Annotated in this window: 21 protein-coding genes; 9 read left to right on the top strand and 12 right to left on the bottom strand. The window is 51.1% G+C overall.

What is annotated here, in order from left to right; translation table 11 throughout:
- The first annotated feature begins 29 nt into the window (after positions 1–29).
- Positions 30–686: a phosphatidylserine decarboxylase family protein gene (locus DEV76_RS04935; protein WP_109695720.1), complete on the top strand. Its 657-nt coding sequence runs from the start codon at positions 30–32 to the stop codon at positions 684–686.
- Positions 687–743: 57 nt separating this feature from the next.
- A complete protein-coding gene (locus DEV76_RS04930; RefSeq protein ID WP_109695718.1) occupies positions 744–992 on the top strand; it encodes a hypothetical protein in 249 nt (82 codons plus the stop codon).
- Between the two features lie 60 nt (positions 993–1,052).
- Here DEV76_RS04930 and DEV76_RS04925 read toward each other — a convergent pair whose 3' ends face one another.
- Complete coding sequence (locus tag DEV76_RS04925) at positions 1,053–1,751, bottom strand: YjjG family noncanonical pyrimidine nucleotidase (RefSeq protein ID WP_232826879.1); 699 nt, start codon at positions 1,749–1,751, stop codon at positions 1,053–1,055.
- A 91-nt stretch (positions 1,752–1,842) separates the two neighbouring features.
- Here DEV76_RS04925 and DEV76_RS04920 point away from each other — a divergent pair, with 91 nt between their 5' ends.
- The 3 genes from DEV76_RS04920 to DEV76_RS04910 all read left to right on the top strand — a co-directional run bounded on the left by DEV76_RS04920 (position 1,843) and on the right by DEV76_RS04910 (position 5,375).
- A complete protein-coding gene (locus tag DEV76_RS04920) occupies positions 1,843–2,550 on the top strand; it encodes an SDR family oxidoreductase (protein ID WP_109695716.1) in 708 nt (235 codons plus the stop codon).
- A gap of 114 nt (positions 2,551–2,664) precedes the next feature.
- Positions 2,665–4,590 (top strand): BatD family protein, encoded by a 1,926-nt coding sequence (locus DEV76_RS04915; RefSeq protein ID WP_109695715.1) that lies wholly within the window; start codon positions 2,665–2,667, stop codon positions 4,588–4,590.
- Positions 4,591–4,610: 20 nt separating this feature from the next.
- Complete coding sequence (locus tag DEV76_RS04910; protein ID WP_109695714.1) at positions 4,611–5,375, top strand: tetratricopeptide repeat protein; 765 nt, start codon at positions 4,611–4,613, stop codon at positions 5,373–5,375.
- Here DEV76_RS04910 and DEV76_RS04905 read toward each other — a convergent pair.
- The 7 genes from DEV76_RS04905 to DEV76_RS04875 form a co-directional block, all read right to left on the bottom strand.
- Positions 5,370–6,113 carry a LytR/AlgR family response regulator transcription factor gene (locus DEV76_RS04905; RefSeq protein ID WP_109695712.1) on the bottom strand — a complete coding sequence of 248 codons (744 nt, stop codon included), beginning with the start codon at positions 6,111–6,113 and terminating at the stop codon, positions 5,370–5,372. The two genes, DEV76_RS04910 and DEV76_RS04905, sit on opposite strands and share 6 nt — an antisense overlap.
- Before the next feature lie 49 nt (positions 6,114–6,162).
- Entirely contained in the window at positions 6,163–6,939 is a 777-nt protein-coding gene (locus DEV76_RS04900; protein WP_232826878.1) for a sensor histidine kinase, read from the bottom strand.
- Positions 6,940–7,152: 213 nt separating this feature from the next.
- Entirely contained in the window at positions 7,153–7,863 is a 711-nt protein-coding gene (locus DEV76_RS04895; RefSeq protein ID WP_109695708.1) for a response regulator transcription factor, read from the bottom strand.
- A gap of 76 nt (positions 7,864–7,939) precedes the next feature.
- Positions 7,940–8,956: a sensor histidine kinase gene (locus DEV76_RS04890; protein ID WP_109695706.1), complete on the bottom strand. Its 1,017-nt coding sequence runs from the start codon at positions 8,954–8,956 to the stop codon at positions 7,940–7,942.
- A gap of 3 nt (positions 8,957–8,959) precedes the next feature.
- Complete coding sequence (locus tag DEV76_RS04885; RefSeq protein WP_109695704.1) at positions 8,960–9,457, bottom strand: gliding motility lipoprotein GldH; 498 nt, start codon at positions 9,455–9,457, stop codon at positions 8,960–8,962.
- Positions 9,458–9,465: 8 nt separating this feature from the next.
- Complete coding sequence (locus DEV76_RS04880; RefSeq protein ID WP_109695702.1) at positions 9,466–10,341, bottom strand: YicC/YloC family endoribonuclease; 876 nt, start codon at positions 10,339–10,341, stop codon at positions 9,466–9,468.
- Positions 10,342–10,405: 64 nt separating this feature from the next.
- Complete coding sequence (locus DEV76_RS04875; RefSeq protein WP_109695700.1) at positions 10,406–10,993, bottom strand: pseudouridine synthase; 588 nt, start codon at positions 10,991–10,993, stop codon at positions 10,406–10,408.
- Positions 10,994–11,065: 72 nt separating this feature from the next.
- Between DEV76_RS04875 and DEV76_RS04870 the strand changes: the two genes are divergently transcribed.
- From DEV76_RS04870 to DEV76_RS04860, 3 genes are all read left to right on the top strand, one after another.
- Complete coding sequence (locus tag DEV76_RS04870; protein ID WP_109695698.1) at positions 11,066–11,770, top strand: Crp/Fnr family transcriptional regulator; 705 nt, start codon at positions 11,066–11,068, stop codon at positions 11,768–11,770.
- 392 nt (positions 11,771–12,162) lie between these two features.
- The gene (locus DEV76_RS04865; RefSeq protein ID WP_109695696.1) at positions 12,163–13,104 is read left to right on the top strand and encodes a UDP-3-O-(3-hydroxymyristoyl)glucosamine N-acyltransferase; all 942 of its coding nucleotides are present in this window, start codon (positions 12,163–12,165) and stop codon (positions 13,102–13,104) included.
- 11 nt (positions 13,105–13,115) lie between these two features.
- The gene (locus DEV76_RS04860; RefSeq protein WP_109695694.1) at positions 13,116–13,814 is read left to right on the top strand and encodes a hypothetical protein; all 699 of its coding nucleotides are present in this window, start codon (positions 13,116–13,118) and stop codon (positions 13,812–13,814) included.
- 9 nt (positions 13,815–13,823) lie between these two features.
- On the opposite strand, the gene DEV76_RS04855 is transcribed toward DEV76_RS04860, so the two are convergent.
- The 3 genes from DEV76_RS04855 to pheS all read right to left on the bottom strand — a co-directional run bounded on the left by DEV76_RS04855 (position 13,824) and on the right by pheS (position 16,810).
- On the bottom strand, positions 13,824–14,813 hold the full coding sequence (locus DEV76_RS04855) for an NAD-dependent epimerase/dehydratase family protein (RefSeq protein ID WP_109696654.1): 990 nt from the start codon (positions 14,811–14,813) through the stop codon (positions 13,824–13,826).
- 35 nt (positions 14,814–14,848) lie between these two features.
- Positions 14,849–15,706, bottom strand: a complete 858-nt coding sequence (locus DEV76_RS04850) for a 3-hydroxyacyl-CoA dehydrogenase NAD-binding domain-containing protein (protein WP_109695692.1) — start codon at positions 15,704–15,706, stop codon at positions 14,849–14,851.
- Positions 15,707–15,781: 75 nt separating this feature from the next.
- Positions 15,782–16,810, bottom strand: a complete 1,029-nt coding sequence (gene pheS, locus DEV76_RS04845) for a phenylalanine--tRNA ligase subunit alpha (protein ID WP_109695690.1) — start codon at positions 16,808–16,810, stop codon at positions 15,782–15,784.
- A gap of 92 nt (positions 16,811–16,902) precedes the next feature.
- Between pheS and DEV76_RS04840 the strand changes: the two genes are divergently transcribed.
- Positions 16,903–17,601 (top strand): hypothetical protein, encoded by a 699-nt coding sequence (locus tag DEV76_RS04840; RefSeq protein WP_109695688.1) that lies wholly within the window; start codon positions 16,903–16,905, stop codon positions 17,599–17,601.
- A 477-nt stretch (positions 17,602–18,078) separates the two neighbouring features.
- On the opposite strand, the gene purU is transcribed toward DEV76_RS04840, so the two are convergent.
- Positions 18,079–18,906, bottom strand: a complete 828-nt coding sequence (gene purU / locus DEV76_RS04835) for a formyltetrahydrofolate deformylase (RefSeq protein ID WP_109695686.1) — start codon at positions 18,904–18,906, stop codon at positions 18,079–18,081.
- Between the last annotated feature and the right edge of the window lie 384 nt (positions 18,907–19,290).

Below are 19,290 nucleotides of genomic sequence, written 5' to 3'. Positions count from 1 at the left end.
TAAAGGGCCAGATAAAAATCTACTGAATCATGACGATCCATCGTGAGGGCACCGCTACCATAGCCCTAACCTTTGCCGTACTGGCGCTGCTCAACATCGCAGTGTTCTTTTTCCTGTACGATTCGCCGGTGCTGTGCTGGACGCTGCTTGGCATTTCCATCGTGTTTTTCCTGTTCATCGTATCCTTCTTCCGCCTCCCTTCAAGAGACATGAAGTTCGATGAAACACTCGTGATCGCCCCGGCAGACGGTAAGATCGTAGTGATCGAAGACGTGTACGAACCGGAATATTTTAAAGACAAGCGCCTGCAGGTGTCTATCTTCATGAGCCCTGCCAATGTGCACGTGAACCGTAACCCTATCAGCGGTTCCGTTAAACTGAGCCAATACCATCCCGGTAAATACCTCGTGGCATGGCACCCTAAAGCCTCTACGGAAAATGAGCGCCATACTGTTGTAATCGGAAACGGCAAAACCGACATCCTGGTGCGCCAGATCGCCGGAGCCCTTGCCCGCCGTATCGTGAACTACCTGAAACCGGGTATGGACGTGAAGCAGAACACCGAGATGGGCTTTATCAAATTCGGTTCCCGTGTGGATATTTACCTGCCTGTTGGTACTAAGGTAAATGTGGAGAAAGAACAGATCGTTCGTGGCGGGCAAACCATTATCGCTACCCTCAGCTGATTTTAACGTTTCTTTTCAAAAGGGAAAACGTATCTTCAATTACACAAAAACACCGCAATGAAGCAATTTTTTCTCATGCTCTCCGCAGTAGCGCTGCTCGCCGGCCCGGTTATCGCCCAGGAAAAGCCTGCGGCAAAAAAGAAGGCTCCCGCTAAAAAAGAGGAAGCCTGCAATAAGGGTAGCGAAGCATCATGCTGCAAGGAAGAAACTACGGCCAAAGGCAAATCCTGCTGTATGCCGATGCCTTCCAGAACGGAAGCGGTGAAAACGGCTGCCAAGAAGAAAGCAGCCGCCGTAAAAAGTTAATTTGCAGCCATTAATATTGGGAAGTCCCGGTAGCAATTGTTACCGGGATTTTTTATGTACCTACAGGATGCTTTTCAGTTCCGCAAGGCTCTTAATGGTATATGTGGGAGAAACGCCGGCCTGCACATCGCCCGGTGCAAAATACACCTGGTCCATACCTATCTGCTGCGCCCCGAGAATATCCACTTCCAGCGTATCCCCGATCATAATGCTTTCTGCCGCCGTAGTGTTGGACAGCTGAAGCGCATAATCGAAAATAGCCCGGTGCGGCTTCAGGGAACCCGCACTTTCTGAAGTAACGATATGTGTGAAGTAATGCCCGATTCCCGAATGCTCCAGCTTTAATTTCTGCGTTTCCTCAAACCCATTTGTAATCAGGTGGAGGGGATATTGTTTCTCCTTCAGGTAATCCAGTACTTCGATGGCACCGGGGAAGAGAGCGGTTTTGGTGGGGAGTATAACAAGGAAGCGCTCGCTCAGGGTTTGGCAAAGCGCATCGTCACACAGCTTAAAATCAAGGAAGGTTTGTGTAAACCGTTTGATGCGCAGTTCGTTGCGGTTAATATATCCCTTGCGGAAGCGGTCCCACAATTTTTCGTTGATAGCCGAGTATACGGAGAAGAATTCGTCGTAAGAAGGGATGCCTCTGCCGGAGAGGTTATGTTCTTCGTAAAGCTCCGCCATGGTGGCATTGGAGTTGGTCTCAAAATCCCAGAGCGTATGGTCCAGGTCGAAAAAAATATGTTTGTATCTTATCATGGCTCCGTGCGTTGGCTAACTGTAGTGAAGGGCAAAGGTACGACAAATCCATTTTTCCCTTATTTTGGGGCACTAAAACAATACGAACGGTATGTTTGCAATCATTACAGGCGCCAGTAAGGGCATCGGGAAAGCGGTAGCGGAGAAGCTGGCGGCAGAAGGTTTTGATGTGGCGATCTGCGCACGGAATGCGGCAACGCTGGAGGAAACTGCCGCTGCCATCAGGCAGCAAAGTCCCGGAGTAAAAGTACTGGCCCTGCCGGTAGATATGGGTGATAAGCAGGCAGTGCTGAAGTTTGCTGCAGATGTGCAAAAGGAATTCGGCGATACCCCCGCCATTCTGGTGAATAACGCAGGTATTTTTGTGCCGGGTGCAGTTCATGAGGAAGAAGACGGGCATCTCGAAAAGATGATGGCCGTGAACCTGTACAGCGCCTATCACCTTACCCGTGCCTTCATCCCGGCAATGAAAGCCGCAAAGAAAGGGCATGTTTTCAATTTGTGCTCCACGGCCAGCCATAAGGCATACCCCAACGGAGGGTCGTACAGCATCACCAAATTTGCACTGCTCGGTTTTTCGAAGAATTTACGGGAAGAAATGAAGCCCCACGGAGTGAAGGTTACTTCCGTTAGCCCCGGTCCGGTACTTACGGCATCCTGGGAAGGGTTCGACGGGCCGGAAGACCGTTTAATGGAGCCTGCCGATGTGGCGTCTATGATCTGGGCGGCCTATCACCTCAGCGCACAGGCAGTTATAGAAGAAATTATCATGCGCCCCCAGCTGGGCGATCTCGGATAAACGCTGCTTTGACCCCGAAATCCTTTGCAGTGGCTAATTTCAAGCGGTTTTTTTAACTTACTTTTAACTTGCTCCCGGCACAGTCCGCTGCGGCATTGGTTAAATTTGTTATAGATGAAGGTTTATATCGCCAGTTTAAGAAAAAGTATCGTTTTGCTCATTGCCGCAATGATGACGGCGGCAGGCGCCAGCGCCCAGGAGTTCCGTTTCACGGCTCAGGTAAACACCAATGTGATCGCGCAGGACGAGTACCTGCATATACAGTTTACGCTCATCAATCCCACCAACCTCAGCGACTTTAAACCACCTGCTTTCAAAGGGTTTGAAATTGTACAAGGTCCCAGTATCACTGATGGGATGTCTAACGACAATGGGCGTGTTACCACATACCGTGCCTATTCCTATACCCTGGCGGCTCTACAGCCGGGGAATTTTACTTTCCAGGGCGCCATAGCCCGGGTAGATGGTAAAACCGTACGCAGTAATCCTGTCAGTGTGGAGGTAACCCGTGCCGGCCAGCAACGCCTCCCGCAGCAACAGCAACAACAACCGCAACAGGCCTTCCCGCAACGGCGTATACCCGGAGAATCTCAACCCGGCGTATTGCGTAATGGTGAAGATGCGAAAGAGCAGTTGAAGAAGAATGTGTTTGTGCGGGTGGATGTTGATAAAACCAATGTTTACGAAGGCGAACAAATCACTGCCACCTATAAACTCTATACCCGCCTGCCCACTAACTCCAGCGTAACAAAAGTACCGGCGTTTAAAGGGTTCTCCGCAAAGGATATGGAAATTCCCAATCCGCCGCGGCCTACGGAAGAGATGGTGAATGGTGTTCCTTTCAACGTATTCGTGATCCGTAAAACCCTCCTTTTCCCCCTCCAATCGGGTGAGCTGGAGCTGGACCCTGCGGAAGTTGATAACCAGGTGCATTTCGTAAAGGTTGGTCAGCGGAAGCGCGCTGCAACCAATGATCCTTTCGGCCGCGATGCGCTCGATGATTTCTTTGCAGACGATCCTTTCTTCGGGCAAACCGAATATGAAGTAGTGCCTTATCGTATCCAAAGCCCCGTAGTGAAAGTGCAGGTGAAACCCCTGCCCGCAGAGGGCCGTCCGGCAAGCTTTAATGGTGCGGTTGGACAGTTCTCCCTGAATGCCTCACTCGATAAAAACCAGCTGAGTACCGACGATGCGCTGTCGCTTAAAGTAGCCATCACCGGGCGCGGTAATGTGAACCTGCTCAATGCACCACCGTTAAGCATTCCGCCGGCCTTCGAAAAATACGATCCTACCGTAACTGACAATATCGAAAAGAACAGCAACCCCCTCAGCGGCAGCCGCACTTTCCAGTATGCACTCATGCCGCAGCAGAAGGGCGATTATAAACTGCCGCCCGTAGAGTTCTCCTACTTCGATCCTGCTGCGAAAGCATATAAAACATTGCAGTCCGAGCCGTTTGAAGTACATGTGATACAGGGTAAGGAATTGAAGAAGGAGAAAGCAGATTTCAGCGGGCAAACAGACCTTGCCGGTATCCGCACCGGCGGAGCAAGCTGGAGTAAGCAACGCCCCTTCTTTTTCGGTAAGCCTTTGTTCTGGATATTATTCCTGTTACCGTTGCTGGCCATTGCAGGTGTGGCTTATTACCGCCGCCGCGAAAACTATATCAATAACAACGCCGCACTGCTCCGCCACCGGCATGCCAATAAAGTAGCACTGAAGCGCCTTGAACTGGCAGCCCGCTATCTGAAAGAAGGGAAAGACAAAGCATTTTATGAAGAAACATCCCGCGCATTGTGGGGGTACCTCGGGCATAAACTGCGCATTCCCATGGCAGAAATGTCGAAGCAGCGGGTAGACGAAAAGCTGACGAAGCTGCACCTGAGCGAAAGTGCTAAAGAGCAACTCTTTGCGTTGGCCGACCGTTGTGAGCAGGCGCTCTATGCCCCGGGCGATTCCGTAGCGCTGCGCCAGGGAGCTTATCAGGAGGCCGTAGAAGTGATTACCAATATTGAAAACGAAATCAAAGGACGGGCGTAATCCGCCGGAAAAACAGCCATATGCAACCATTTATCTCCTACTGTGCCCGCCTCTTTCTCCTCATCCTCCTTGCCGGTACTGCCGCCAAAGCGCAGAGCCCGGCACTGTTCGCAGAAGGTAACCGCCTCTATGAACAACAGCAGTTCAGTGAAGCTGCTGCAAAATACCAGCAGCTGATCGACTCAGGATATCTCGTAGCCGATCTTTACTTCAATGCGGGTAACGCGTACTATAAATCCAACCAAACGGGAATGGCCGTTTTCAGTTTCGAGAAAGCGCTGCGCCTGCAACCGGGCGATGCGGCAATTGAACATAACCTCGCCCTTGCCAATCAGAAAGTAGGCAGCAATGTGGAAACACTTCCCCTGCTTTTCTTTGAAAGGTGGTGGCTGCAATGGCAGCAACTCCATACGCCGGCGGGCTGGGCCAACTGGAGCATTGTATGGTGCTGGGTATTATCCATTTTAATCATCGCATACTTCTTCTTTCCCGTACCGGGCAAAAAATACATCCGCTTGGGCCTCGTGGTTTCCGGCATCATTCTTATCGGTTACTTTTCCATGGCGGCGTGGACGCACAGCCAGTCTTTCAACAGCAGCGATGCCATTGTGATGCACGATGCAGTGAAAGCAAAGTCTGCTCCTGACGATGGCGCCAAAGACCTCTTTGAACTGAAGGAAGGTATGAAAGTGAAAGTGCTCGATGCCACCAGCCAGTTTGGTAAAGTACAACTGTCTGACGGGAAAACGGGCTGGGTGCCGGTGAACGAACTCAGGCGTTTATAACTTCTCTATTTTTTCCAGGAACTCCTGCTTACGGTTGCGTGCCAGCGGCACGCTCCGGCCGTCGGCCATCACGATATCGCCACCATCGCCCTTTATGTATTTGAACATATGGGCGAGGTTCACGATAAAGCTGTTGTGCACGCGGAAGAATCCTTTATCGCGGAGAATATCATCCACTTCTTTCAGTGACCGACAGATCATAACGGGTTTGGGTTGCTGAACAAGATGTACGCAGGTATAACTGCCTTCCGATTCGCAATACAATACATCTTTCACGGGTATCATGCGCAGGCCGTCGAATGTGGGGAGCGCAACGCGTTCGAACTGTGGCATCTGTTCGCGGAGAAGGCGTAAAATGGTGTCGGCCTGAGAGCTGGTAGCGGTTTGCTTTTCCGATGCTTTACTGACTGCGGCCAGCAGGTCGTCTTTATCAATGGGTTTCAGCAGGAAGTCGAGCGCGCTGTGGCGGATGGCCTTCAGGGCATAGCGGTCGTGGGCGGTGGTGAAGATGACGGAGAAGTGGCGCCAGGTGCAATGTTCAAGGAGGCAAAAACCATCCATGTCAGGCATCTCGATGTCGAGGAAAACCAGGTCGGGCTGAAGTTGCTCTATGGCAGCGCGGCCTTCTTCTGCAGAACCACAGGTGGTGAGGATGCTGAGCTGCGGACAGTAGCGGTTGAGTTGCATACGCAACACATCACGGCAGTGCTCTTCGTCGTCGATAATGATCGTTCTCATTGGGGGTGATATGGCTTCGGGTATATGGTTGACTTAGAGGTAATCAAATTTACTTAAAATTCCGCTCTTCGTGCATCACCTCGTCGTATCTGACATCGGGCAGGCGGATGAGGGTATAGGTACCGGTACGCTGGTGATGCTCATCGTATTGGTGGCCGGTAGTGATGTTGGCATGGGTATGATAGCGGTGGTTGATCCAGTGAAGGCGCTCTCCGGCCACTGCGATGGCAGGTGTTTTTTGCTGGTGCTGGTGAAAGGCACTGTGCCGGGCTACGCCATTATCTTCCAGCCGTACATACATTCCTTCATTATTCCGCCCTACTTCGATCCGGATGAACCCTTTCCCTTCCTCCCTTTGGAGGAGGCGGTTCCAGATGGCGTTTTGTACATATGGCTGGATGAGGAACGGGGGGATGAGTACGGAAGGGGGAGGACTGTTGGGCAGCATATGGATGTCGTAATCGAATTGCCCTTCGAAGCGGAGGGATTCGAGCTGGAGGTACAGGTCGAGGGTTTCGAGATCTTCTTCAAGGGTGATCCATTCCCGGCTGCTGTGTTCCATGGTCATGCGCATCAGGCGGCTGAACCGTGTGAGGTACGATGAAGCGAGATCCGTACTGGAGGAAAGTACGAAGCTGTGGATGGCATTCAGACTGTTGTAGATGAAGTGTGGGTTCATCTGCGTCTGGATGGTATGGAGTTCAATAGATGCTTTTCCCCCCTGAAGGTCGAACTGTTGTTCCATACGCCGCCGTATCCTTCTTTCCCGCCACCAGAATGCGCCCGCAACGAGGGCACCTGTAAGGAAGAAAAGGATAATCAGCAAAGCAGCGGTACCCGGAAAAACAGCTGGTTCCGGCGCGGGAACCGTTGGATAAGCATGCGATTGAACCGTGGCAAGTACGGGGTTAATCATATCTGATTCCTAAGCCGTTCAAATATAAACAGCGGCTTGCCACCGGAAAAGAAGGAAGTAATAGCTGGCAGGAGGCACCGGAAAATCGGCAGCCCTGCGGGGAAATGTGGCGGAAGGGTTTTATCAGCCGTCAGTGAACTTGTACCCTACCCCGCGAACGGAGTGGAAGTAGCGGGAATTGCGGCTGTCTTCCTCGAAATACTTACGGAAATTGAGGATGAAGTTATCAATGGTACGGGTGGTGGGATATACGTTGTAACCCCAAACTACCTGGAGGATCTTTTCGCGGGTCACCACTTCGCCCTTGTTCTCTATAAGGAGCTTCAGGAGCATGGTTTCTTTCTTCGACAGTTCGTGATGCTTCCCGTCTTTCCCCACACATTCCTGCGCAGCGAAATCGATCATATTATTACCGAAGCGGTAAACGTTGGGCACGCTGTCTTTATCCTGTATCTTTTTGTTTTTGACGATCAGCTTTTCTACCCTCAGCAGGAGTTCTTCGAGGTTGAAAGGCTTGGTCATATAGTCGTCTCCCCCTTTCTTAAGCCCGAGCACACGGTCGGCGCTGCTGTTTTTAGCACTGAGGAAGAGGATGGGTACTTCGTTGTTCTGTATACGGATATTCTCACACACGGCCAGGCCGTCCATCTCGGGCAGCATGATATCGAGGATGATCAGGTCGAAATATTCGTTCTTAACGGCTTTAAGGGCGCTGGTGCCGTTATCTACCGCCGTAACCTCATAACCTTCCAGCTCCAGGTTGAGTTTTAATGCTTCCTGCAGGTTCTCTTCGTCTTCTACCAGCAAAATTGATGCTTTCGTCGCTTCCTTCATAAATGCATTGGGTGAATGGTGAACGGTAAATTACTTTTTCCGGTTATAGCCTAAAATTACGTACAACCGGTTAATTTTATACAGTTTGAGGGGAATAATCCTGCCACCTGATCTCAAAACACGTGCCTTTCGGCAAGTTGTCATTCACGGCGATGGTTCCCCCGTGCTGCTCCACGATCTTCCGGGTGAGGTAAAGCCCCAGGCCTGAGCCTTTCGACTTCCGCGTGTTTTCGTTACCGATGCGGTAAAACTTCATGAATATCTTTCCCTTTTCTTCCTGCGGAATACCTTCTCCCTGATCGGAAACCCTCATTAGCAGGTCGTTTTGCTCCATATGGAGGCTCACTACTATCTCCGTTCCCTTGGGGGCGTATTTGACTGCATTCTCCACCAGGTTGTTCAGCATAAGGGTGATCATGAACTTATCCGCCTCTAGTCCTATCCCCGGTTCTATATCTGACACAATGTCGTGACTGTGTATCCTGTCGCGCAGCTCATTAAGCGCCTGTGTCAGTACCTGGCTGAAGTCCAGCGGTTCCAGGAAGGGCTGGGATTTCTCATGTTCGAACTGGGAAGCCAGCAGGATGTTGTTACAAAGCTGATCGAGCCGGTTCGTTTCCCGGATGGTGGCATCGAGCAGGCGGCGCTGTTTCTCTTCATCGAGGCGGTGCTTAAGGAGTGTTTCCAGGTTGAGCTTCGCGATGGCGATGGGGCTTTTCAGTTCATGCGTAACGGCCATCATGAAGTTCTGCTGTTGCTGCTGAAGCCGCATCTGCTTCCATACCGCCCGGTAAACCAGTGAGGCGCCGGCGAGGATGATGATAAGGAAGATGGTGCCTTCGCCGATGTACTTCAGCGTACGCATACGTTCCTCATGGTGCAGGCGCTGCATCTGCTGCATAAACTCGGAAGGTTCGCTGAGCTGGTGCATACGGTGTGTAAGCTCCATTTGCTCATAATGCGCGATCTGTTTAGACTGCTGATGCAGCAGAACACCCCACCATACCAGTTGCAGCACGGTATAAACCAGCACAAAAACATAAATGCCGGAGATCACCTTTTTACCTTGCAGTGCAGACGATGATTTTTTCATGCGCTATTTCCGCGGAGCGGTTTTTTCCACGCGCAGCCCCACGCTCATAATATTAGGCAGCGGGTCCTGTCGCATATTTTGCTCGAATGTAAAACGGTATGTTCCTGTCCTTGGGAGAATGGCGTTTTGCTGGATGGGAATACGGTGCTCGAAAATATCATCGAGCCCGTTGCCCAGCCATTTACCGTAGCTGTCGGCTAAAGGCAGTTCCACTCTCCGGGATTGCGGAAGGCTGTCGCCCGGCAGTTGCGTGCTGACGATGAGCCAGAGGTTGTTGTACGGATAGGCGTCTGTGTGGCGGACGTTTACGTACAGGTTGTAGAAGTACGCCGTGTCTTCGTTGTTAAGCGTTACTTCGTATGTTGGTTTGAGAGACGATTCCCAGCTGGATTGCGGGATGTCCCTGTTCTTTTCGTAAGTATCCAGCTTCGGAGGCTTGCACGCGAATGCGAACAGGCTGAATGCGAGGCAGGCGGAGCGAGATATCGTCTTGCGGGTCATATGCTTGATTAGAGTACGTTGAGGACCTGCTCTTTGGCTTTTTCCAGCTCATCTTTCATCATCACCACCCATTGCTGGATGCCGGCATCGTTTGCTTTGGAACCGGTAGTGTTGATCTCGCGGCCGATTTCCTGGAGCACGAAGCCCAGTTTTTTACCTTTGGCGGATTCTGCTTCATTGAGGATTTCCTTGAAGTAGCGGCAGTGGTTCTGCAGGCGCACCAGTTCTTCGGAGATGTCGAGCTTTTCCAAATAGAAAATAAGTTCCTGCTCCATGCGGTTACCGTCTACATTCTCTTTACCAACATATTCGGCAAGGAGTGTTTCGAGGCGGGTGCGCACTTTGTCTTTACGGAGCGGGTCCAGTTCGCGGACCTTCTCGGTATAGAGGAGGATATTATCGATACGAAGAAGGAGATCTTTCTCCAGCATGATGCCTTCGTCCATACGGTGCGCGTCCATTTCTGCAACGGCTTTACGGACGATGGTGGCAACTTCGTTCCATTCGTTTTCGGTGATCTGTTCGGATGCGGGAGACACTACTTCGGGGAGCTTCATGAGCACGTTAAGCATATCTTCCTGAGGGATGGCGAGGTCGCGGGCCATACCGGAAATGGCTTCGTGGTAATAACGTGCCAGTTCGGTGTTGATGACCACGGGGCGTGTTGCGCCATTTTGTTTGATGTTGATCGTGGCATCAAGGGTGCCACGCAGCAACTCCTGCTGGAGGATGTTGCGGATATCGAATTCGTAGGGTTTCAGCAAGGGGGACAGCTTGAGGTTTACTTCAAACTGCTTGCCATTGAGCGATTTGATCTCCGCGACAATGGTTGTTTCTCCCCGGGTTACCTCCGCGCGGCCGAAGCCGGTCATGGATTTCAGCATATTATCTGTTTAATGTGACAAACCTAGTCAATTATTGTCATATTTCGGCCGGGAGGCCAACGTGTTAGCGGAACAGTGCGGCTTCGATTTCCTTTTGGGTATGCGTTACCATATCGCCGGGGAGCATACCGCGGATATCGAGGCGGCCTATGCGGTAACGGATCAGCCTCAACGTGGGGAAGCCTACTGCCGCAGTCATTTTACGCACCTGCCGGTTCTTCCCTTCACTCAGCACAAGGCGTATCCACGGAGCAGGTATATGCTGCCGGAAACGGATGGGCGGATTGCGGTCCGGCACCTCCGGCGGAGTATCGAACAAAGATGCTTTGGCGGGCTTTGTACGGAAAGGCTTACCGTCTATCGTAATGGTAACTCCTGCTTCGAGCTGGCGGATGGCTTCGGGAGTAACTGCACCGTCTACCTGCACCCAGTACTCCCGCTCATGCGCCTGTGAAGGATGCAGTAAGCGATGGTTGAGCGACTTATCGTTGGTGAGGATTAAAAGCCCTTCGCTATCATAGTCGAGCCGGCCAACCGGATACACATCTTTCGGAACCTGGAAGAAGTCCGACAACACGGCTTTGCCATCTTCTTTCCCGAAACGGGTTAACACCTGGTAAGGCTTGTAAACGGTAAAATAGCTCGGGTTCACTGCAACTGCTTTGGTTAAGGGCCTGTAAATTAGTAATTTTGCCGCATCCTTAGCGATTTTATAGCATATGACATGTTAAGCGATCAAACTCCCTGCCCTTACTGTGGCAAATTTCTGGGCGAGATGTTATCCGCCGCCACGCCTGAACATGTGGAAGAGATTTCCAACGCCAAAACCTGCAGGATCTACCGTAAAGGACAGGATATTTTCCAGGAAGGCGGTCACCCTTACGGCATCTTTTTCGTGAATTCCGGTAAAGTAAAGTTATCGCACAGCGGAGACGAGGGGCGTGAGCAGATAGTGCGCCTTGTGAAGCCGGGCGATCTGATCGGATATAAGGCGCTCATTAGCAACGAACCATATACCGCAACAGCTACCGTGCTGGAAGACAGTGCGGTGTGTTTCATACCGCGCGATGTTTTCCTCGGGCTGCTGCAAAAAGATCCAACACTTGCGTTGCGCATGATGCAGATACTCTCCAGTGAGTTGCGCAGGGCAGAGCAGAAAATTACACACCTTGCACAGAAGCCCGTACGTGAGCGCCTCGCTGAAACATTGCTCACCCTGAAGGAAACTTACGGGCTGGAAGAAGATGAGCAAACGATTAACGTGATGCTTTCCCGGGAAGAGATTGCCAACCTGGTAGGTACGGCTACCGAATCTGCCATCCGTTTGCTCTCAGAATTCAAAAAAGAGAAAGTGATAGACCTTGCAGGCAAAAAAATCCGCATTCTCCGCTTGCAGCAACTCATAAAAATGGCAAACCTGCAGGATTGATTCCCTCATATCCCGAACTTTCTCCTCCTAAAGCCATTTAAAAAGCCAAAATCGAACGAAAAGCTGTCAGGCCGACTAACTACCCACTGCGGCCTCAAAAGCAATTTTAAGCGCCTTGCAATGCATTGCGATGTATGTAGTGAATGAAGAGTGGATTGATGAAACGTAGTGCAGCGAGGGGTTTCAGACTAAATTAAAAAAGTCTGACTGCGTGAACAATCAGACTTTCTTGTTATGTGAATGGGTTAGTAAGTACAGGGAAATAATATTCCCTACACAATATTAAAAAGAATTTCATCACAAAAGAAAAATTTTACAAGAAATTTTATTCACAAGCAAAAAAAAATTGTGGATAACGCCCCCTAACTTTGCTTCGATTTAACGACGTTCATATGAAGTTTGATACACCGATACCGGTAAAAGAAATAGCAGCGCTCACGGGCGCGAAGCTTGCAGGCAATGAAGCGCTGCTGGCAACGGGCATCAACGAGATTCACAAGGTTACGCCTGGCGATATCTCGTTTGTGGATTTTGAGAAGTACTACAACGCCTGCCTCTCGTCTCCTGCCACCATCATCATCATCAACAAGGAAGTGGAAGTTCCCCCCGGGAAAGCCATCCTGGTTACCGACGATCCTTTCTCTGCATACGTAAGTCTTGTGAAGCGCTTCCGCCCTTACGAGCCGCAGAATAAAGCCGTGAGCGACAGTGCGGTGATCGGGGAAGGTACCATCATTTCCCACGGCGCAGTGGTTGGCCACCATGTAACCATCGGCAGCAACTGCATCATTCACCCCAACGTTGTTATTTACGACCATACAGAGATCGGGGATAACGTTATCATCCATTCCGGGACCGTTATCGGGGCAGATGCCTTTTACTTCAAGAAAAGGGCTGCCCGCGAAGTGATGTGGGATAAACTGGAAAGCTGCGGCCGCGTTATCATCGAAAGCGATGTGGAAATAGGCGCCCTCTGCACCATCGATAAAGGCGTAAGTGGCGATACCATCATCGGCCGCGGAACTAAATTCGATAACATGATCCACATCGGTCACGGAACCGTGATCGGCCGTAACTGCCTCTTCGCCGCCCAGGTTGGCGTAGGCGGTAAAGCTATTATCGAAGACAATGTGATCCTCTGGGGACAGGTTGGCGTTAACAAAGATCTCACCATCGGTAAAGGTGCAGTTGTTTACGCTGGCAGCGGCGTGAAAGATTCCATCGAAGGCGGCAAAGTATACTTTGGCTCTCCCGTGGAAGAAGCACGTACCAAAATGAAAGAACTCGCCTGGATCAAACGTATCCCCGAGATGTGGGCAAAACTTAAAGGTTAATCGTAAAAGACATGATAAAGTCCCTCACCGGCATCGCTGCAACCTGCCTCCTTCTAATGGCAGGTTGCGGTGTTACTAAAACATCCAAAGCCCCCGGGCTGTATTCTTCCGCCAACGAGCTGGCAGTTAAAACCGACGACGGCTGGTTTTCTGCCAAAACCATCTCTCTCGGTGAATACTCCACTTCTTCCCGTACCAATGGTGTTCAATCCGGCTCGCCGGCTAAGCAATGGAAGAATGTTTCCGACGCTTTTTACTTTACAGGTAAGAACGCCGGGTCGCAACTGCCCGTGCAGGTGCTGAGCACACCACGAATTACATTCTCTTCTCGCAGCTTCCCAGGCTGGTTCCCCGTAATTGGCAACGATGCACCGCTCTGGTACATACATGTTGGCGCTAATGCAGCAGACCCGCTCAAGAGCTGGGAGCTGATCCTGAAAAGGAACATTGCCTTCCTTGAACTGAACGACAATAAACCTATCGGCATCCTCCGCTCTGCGGCAGATGAACTGAAGGTAACGGCACATAACCGTTATAGTGCTGTGAACAGTGCGGATAAGATTTGTTATGAGTTTCAGCTGAAGGGTATCCCCGTGGCGGCATTGCTGACAGGTAAAGAGCCGCGCGCCTGGTTACAGAAAGAATTGGACCCTGCCCTGCGCGAAACGCTGGCAGCTACGATGCTGGGCCTGCTGTTCAGGCCGCAATAAAAGTTATCTTCAGGAGGCTCCCTGTTGTTTGCTGAGGAGGAAGTTGCGGGAAATGGTTTCGATCGTTTCCTGCAGTGGCCTGAACCGGAAACCGGGGAGCGCTTCCTGTATCTTTTGATTGCTGTAGTAAACTTTCAGTTGAGCGGTGCGGGCAGTTTCCCGCGTGAGGAGAGGGCGCTTGCCCGTGAACATTCCGCGGATCTTTTCCAGCCGCCATACTACCTCCGCCATCCAGGGTTTGGTGGCAATGTGAGGGGGCTTTTTGCCGAGGTGGCGGGCCATTTCATTGAAGAGCTGCCGGTAGGGCCAGTTATCGCCATTCAGAATAAAACGCTGTGCAGTAATGGGGCTTTCCATGAGTTGAATCATCACTTCCGCCACATCTTCCACATCCACGAAACCATTCACTCCTTCTGTATAATACGGGAACTCTTTCCAGGCATTTGCAAGCAGCTTACCGGAACCATCGTGCCAGAATCCGCTGCCCAGAATAATAGATGGGTTTACGATCACTGCATTCAGTCCTTCTGCGATGCCGCGCCATATTTCCATTTCGCCGAGGTGCTTGCTGACAGCGTATTTGCTGTTGTTCTTACTTTCTTCCCACTGCGCGTTTTCGGTGATGTTATCGCGCTGCCTTGCGCGGCCGAGTGCAGCGATGGAGCTTACGTGCACGATCTTCCTGACGCCTGTATCAATAGCCAGGTTCACGACGTTAGCGGTGCCTTCGATGTTTGTCTTCATCATGGCATTGCGCTGTCCGGGTTCGAAGGAAACGATGGCTGCGCAGTGATATACTTCCGTGACACCGGCAAATGCATCTTCAAGGGCACAAACATCCAGTATGTCGCCCTGCACCCATTCCACCCTGTCGGCGATGTCTTTGATCTGATCGGGTATGCGGCTGCGGTAGAGGGCGCGCACCGGTTTACCGGCTTTCACCAACGCCCGCAGCAGATAACTACCCAATAAACCCGTTCCGCCTGTGACAAGGATCATTTCGAAAGTATTGTGATTGAAGGCACAAATGTAAATCAATACTTGTAAAAACCTTTGCCGGTTTTGCGGCCCAGGTCGCCTTTCTCCACAAGCTCCGCCTGCATGGCACCGGGGCGGAAGCGGGGTGCTTCCTGAAACGCTTCGTAGAGCGATCGGGTAACGGCGTAGTTAACATCGTTGCCGATGAGGTCCATCAGTGCAAAGGGCCCCATTCTGAAGCCTGCTGCTTCCAGCAACCGGTCTGCGACAGCGATATCTGCCACGCCGGAAGATGCGATCTCCATGGCTTCGAGATAGTAGTGCCTTGCTACGCGGTTTACGATAAAGCCGGGGGCATCTTTTACATGCACGGGTGTTTTACCCATATGCTTCACGAGGTCGTAAAGCAATTGGGTAACGGTGGAGGAAGTTTGTGCTCCGCTGATCACTTCCACGAGCGCCATAAGATGTGCGGGGTTGAAGAAATGCATGCCGCCCACTCTTTCAGGATGAGGTATTTCCGCTGCAATGGCGGATACGGAAAGTGAGGAGGTATTGGTGGCGAAGATGGTTTGCGGGGAATTGTGGAGGGCCAGTTCGCGGAAGAGCCCCACTTTCACCGGTATCTTTTCTACAATAGCCTCGATGATGACATCGGCTTTGCAATCAGAAATATTGAGGCAGGGCGTCAGGCGCCGGAGTGCGGCATCCTTATCTTCCGGATTCATTTTCTCTTTCTCTACAGCTTTCTCCAGGTTCTTGCGGATCATGCCGATACCTGCATCCACTGCTTCGGCTTTAACGTCGAATAGCAGGGTGGGAAAGCCCGCTGTTGCAGCTACGAGGGCAATGCCTGCACCCATGGTGCCGGCGCCGCAAACGGCTATCTGTTTGATGTCGGAAACGGTTTGCATAAGGAAGATCGTTTTGGGGAGCGTAGCGGAAAGAAAAACGGCCGCCCCGGAGTGGGACGGCCGCGTTGCGATATGTTAACGTGCGCCCTGGAATTGTTTCAGGAAGCGCAGATCGTTTTCTGAGAATAAACGGAGATCTTTAATCTGGTACTTCAGCATGGTGAGCCTTTCGATGCCCATACCGAATGCGAAGCCGGTGTATCTGGAAGAATCGATACCGCAATTTTCTAATACCTGCGGATGCACCATGCCACAACCGAGAATTTCTACCCATCCGCTGTGTTTACATACATTACAGCCTTCACCGCCGCAGATGAGGCAGGAGATGTCCATCTCTGCACTGGGCTCCGTGAACGGGAAGAAAGAGGGGCGGAAGCGGATCTTAAAGTTTTCACCGAAGAACTCCTGTACGAAGTAGTACAGTGTCTGCTTCAGGTCGGCGAACGAAACGTTTTCTGCCACATACAGGCCTTCTATCTGGTGGAAGAAGCAGTGTGCGCGGGCGGAGATGGTTTCGTTACGGTATACACGGCCCGGGCAGATGATGCGGATGGGGAGCTTCCCTTCTTCCATCACTCTCACCTGAACGGAGGAAGTGTGGGTACGCAACAGCCAGTCGGGGTTGTTGTGAACATAAAAGGTGTCCTGCATATCGCGGGCGGGGTGGTTCTCGTCGAGGTTGAGCGCCGTGAAGTTGTGCCAGTCGTTTTCGATTTCCGGTCCTTCCGCAATGGTGAAGCCCAGCCGTTCAAATATGCGGATGGCTTTGTTGCGGACGATGCTGATAGGATGGCGGGTACCCAGGCGGTGAGGCTCACCGGGCAGGGTAAGATCCAGCTGGTCGGCAGCGCCGCCGGCTTCATCTTTCAGTTGCTCAAATTCCGCATACTTAGCTTCTGCGGCCAGCTTAAAGGCGTTCAGCACCTGGCCGAACTCTTTTTTACCCTCGTTGGGAACGTTTTTCATTTCCCCGAAAAGGGCCTTTACAATCCCTTTGGTGCCGAGGAATTTGATACGGTATTGCTCCAGCTGCTCCGCATTTTCCGGGCGGAAAGCCGCAATTTCCTGCTTATAAGCTTCTATTTGTTGCACGATTGCCTCCATAGCCGACAAAGATAACGCTGCCGGGAGAAATTTCCTTGCCGGATTTTATGGAAACCGGGGTGTAAAGCATCTTACTCTTAAATCCTCCCGTTATGCATGTACAAATTCCTGTGATCATGGCCGCCCTGCTGCTTGGCAGCACCGCGTCCGCCCAAAACTCCTCCTCTCAGGCATCCGGAACTGTCAAACATCAGCCGGAAGCTACCGTTAAGGAACAGGCGAAACAAACCAAAGCGCCCATAAAGGAAGAGAAACTCATCCTTGCCGATCCTACAGCAGGGAATAAGAAGGAAATGACCATGGCTGAATATGATGCATACCGGAAAAAGCAGGTGCAGGAAGCCGCGAAAAAGAAACAACCGGCAAAGCAAAAGCCGCAGGTTCAGTTTGCTCCTCCGGTGGTAAAGAAGGACCAGCAGGTAGAGAAACCGAAACTGGTTAAGCAGGATGAAAAGCCCATGGTGAAATTCGCGCCTCCTAAAATAGTGAAAGATACCATGCCGAAGGTGAAGTTTAAACCGCCTGTAATAGTGAAGGATACGATCATTCCCCGCCCGGTGAAGGTACAGCAGATTGCCCCCGATACTTTTCCGTCCCAAAAGCTCAAAACATCTTCAAAGCTGCCGTCAGAAATACCGGCTAATGATGTAAAGGAAGCAAAGCGTTACCTCGTAAGTGAGGTGAGCATCGTAACAATGCCTGACGGGAGCAGGAAGTTATATGACAAGGACGGTAAAGATATAACTGCAGAAATTCCTGATCTGCCGACAGCACCCTTCCCGGAGCAATAGTATTCCTTCAGACAGGGTGTTAGCTTAAAACATTATCCCTTTCCAACCCCGCCCCCGTCCTTCCCGCAGTTTCCGCCATCGCTGCCGGAGGATGGTGTGGCGGGTACTTTTTTAACACAGCTGCAGAAACCGTGTAAAACGGCAGGCCGGAGTAATCCGGCCTTTTTTTGTGCTCTTAGCAACCTCATCCTTCAGTGATCCTTCAGTGATCCTTCAGTGAACCTTCAGTGAACCTTCAGTCAAACACCCTCAAACCTGTGCCACCACTGAACACCACTGAAGGATCACTGAAGGATGGCAGTAGGGTGTCAGTAAGTTTTGCAAAACTGCTGTTTGCTGAAACCATTAGTCATAAAGGATTTCAGCGAAATGGCAGAAATAATAGCATGGAATTTGAGATGGATGTTCTGATTAACATAATGTTAGCCGGGAATGAAATTTCTCAGACAATTTGGTAAACACCGTTGACGGAAGTTGTTATTCGAAAACCACGGTTTTATTGTGATAAACGAACACGCGGTCACTGAAAACCAGTTGAAGGGCACGTGCCAGAACAGAGGTTTCAATCTCCTTGCCTGCCTTCATCATATCGCTGGCGGTATAAGTATGGTTGACGGGGATTACCTGCTGTGCGATAATGGGCCCCTCATCCAGCTCGTTGGTTACAAAGTGCGAAGTAGCCCCTATCAGCTTCACGCCCCTTTCAAAAGCCTGCCGGTACGGGTGCCCGCCTGCAAAAGCCGGGAGAAAGGAATGGTGGATATTGATGATCCGCTCCGGATAGGCCGCCACAAATTCGGGGCTTAGTATGCGCATGAACTTCGCCAGCACGATATAATCCGGTGCCTCCACGTCTATCAGCTCCCGGATACGGGTTTCGAAATGCGACTTGTCGCCCTCCTCATGGGAAATAAGGTGGAAGGGTATATTGAAGCGCTTGCAGATGTTTTCAAGGTGGGGATGGTTGCCGATCACGCATTGCACCGTTGCCCCCAGGGTGTTGAACTGATTGCGGACGAGTATGTCTGCCAGGCAGTGGTACTCCCGGGTCACCAGCACCACAATCTTTTTATCGGGCCGTGGGTTAATACTTACCAGGGCTTCGGCAGGCAATACCTCCCGGATGGATGCTTCGAGGGCGGCAGCGTCGGTTTCATTTTCCGCTGCTATCCGCATGAAAAACCTGTTGTCTGACTTATCCACAAATTCCCGGAGCGATACGATGTTCAGCCCCGCTTTTGCCAGAATTGCCGATACATCGGCCACCAGTCCAACCCTGTCTTTCGATTGAATAAGTATGATCATAGTTGGCCTAAATTAATCATTCGCACTGCTTCTTCATACCCCCATTCCAATTTTCACTCAATTTGATAGTTTTTTGACTTTGGAAAGGTTAAGCAATTCACCTTCAGTCCAATAAGAATATTAAACCCCACGCATGCAATGCCCATCAAGATAACCGGAAGTAACATTCAACCGGGGTTTTTGAGCAATCTCACCGGTATCCTCCCCGCTGCACAGGGATAAATTTACCTGCAGCAACCGGACGTATGTAGTCAACCAGCAACGATCATTATTCCACAACGACAGGGGACAATTCCAATCGCTAATCAACCAGAATTTCCTTTCAGCCGCTTCTCTGAAATCGATTGAAATGTAGGACGACTTCACTTGCATCCGCTTTAACTA

The sequence above is a fragment of the Chitinophaga deserti genome (genome assembly GCF_003149455.1).
GTDB lineage: Bacteria > Bacteroidota > Bacteroidia > Chitinophagales > Chitinophagaceae > Chitinophaga > Chitinophaga deserti.
This window is presented reverse-complemented; position numbering and strand designations above follow the sequence as displayed.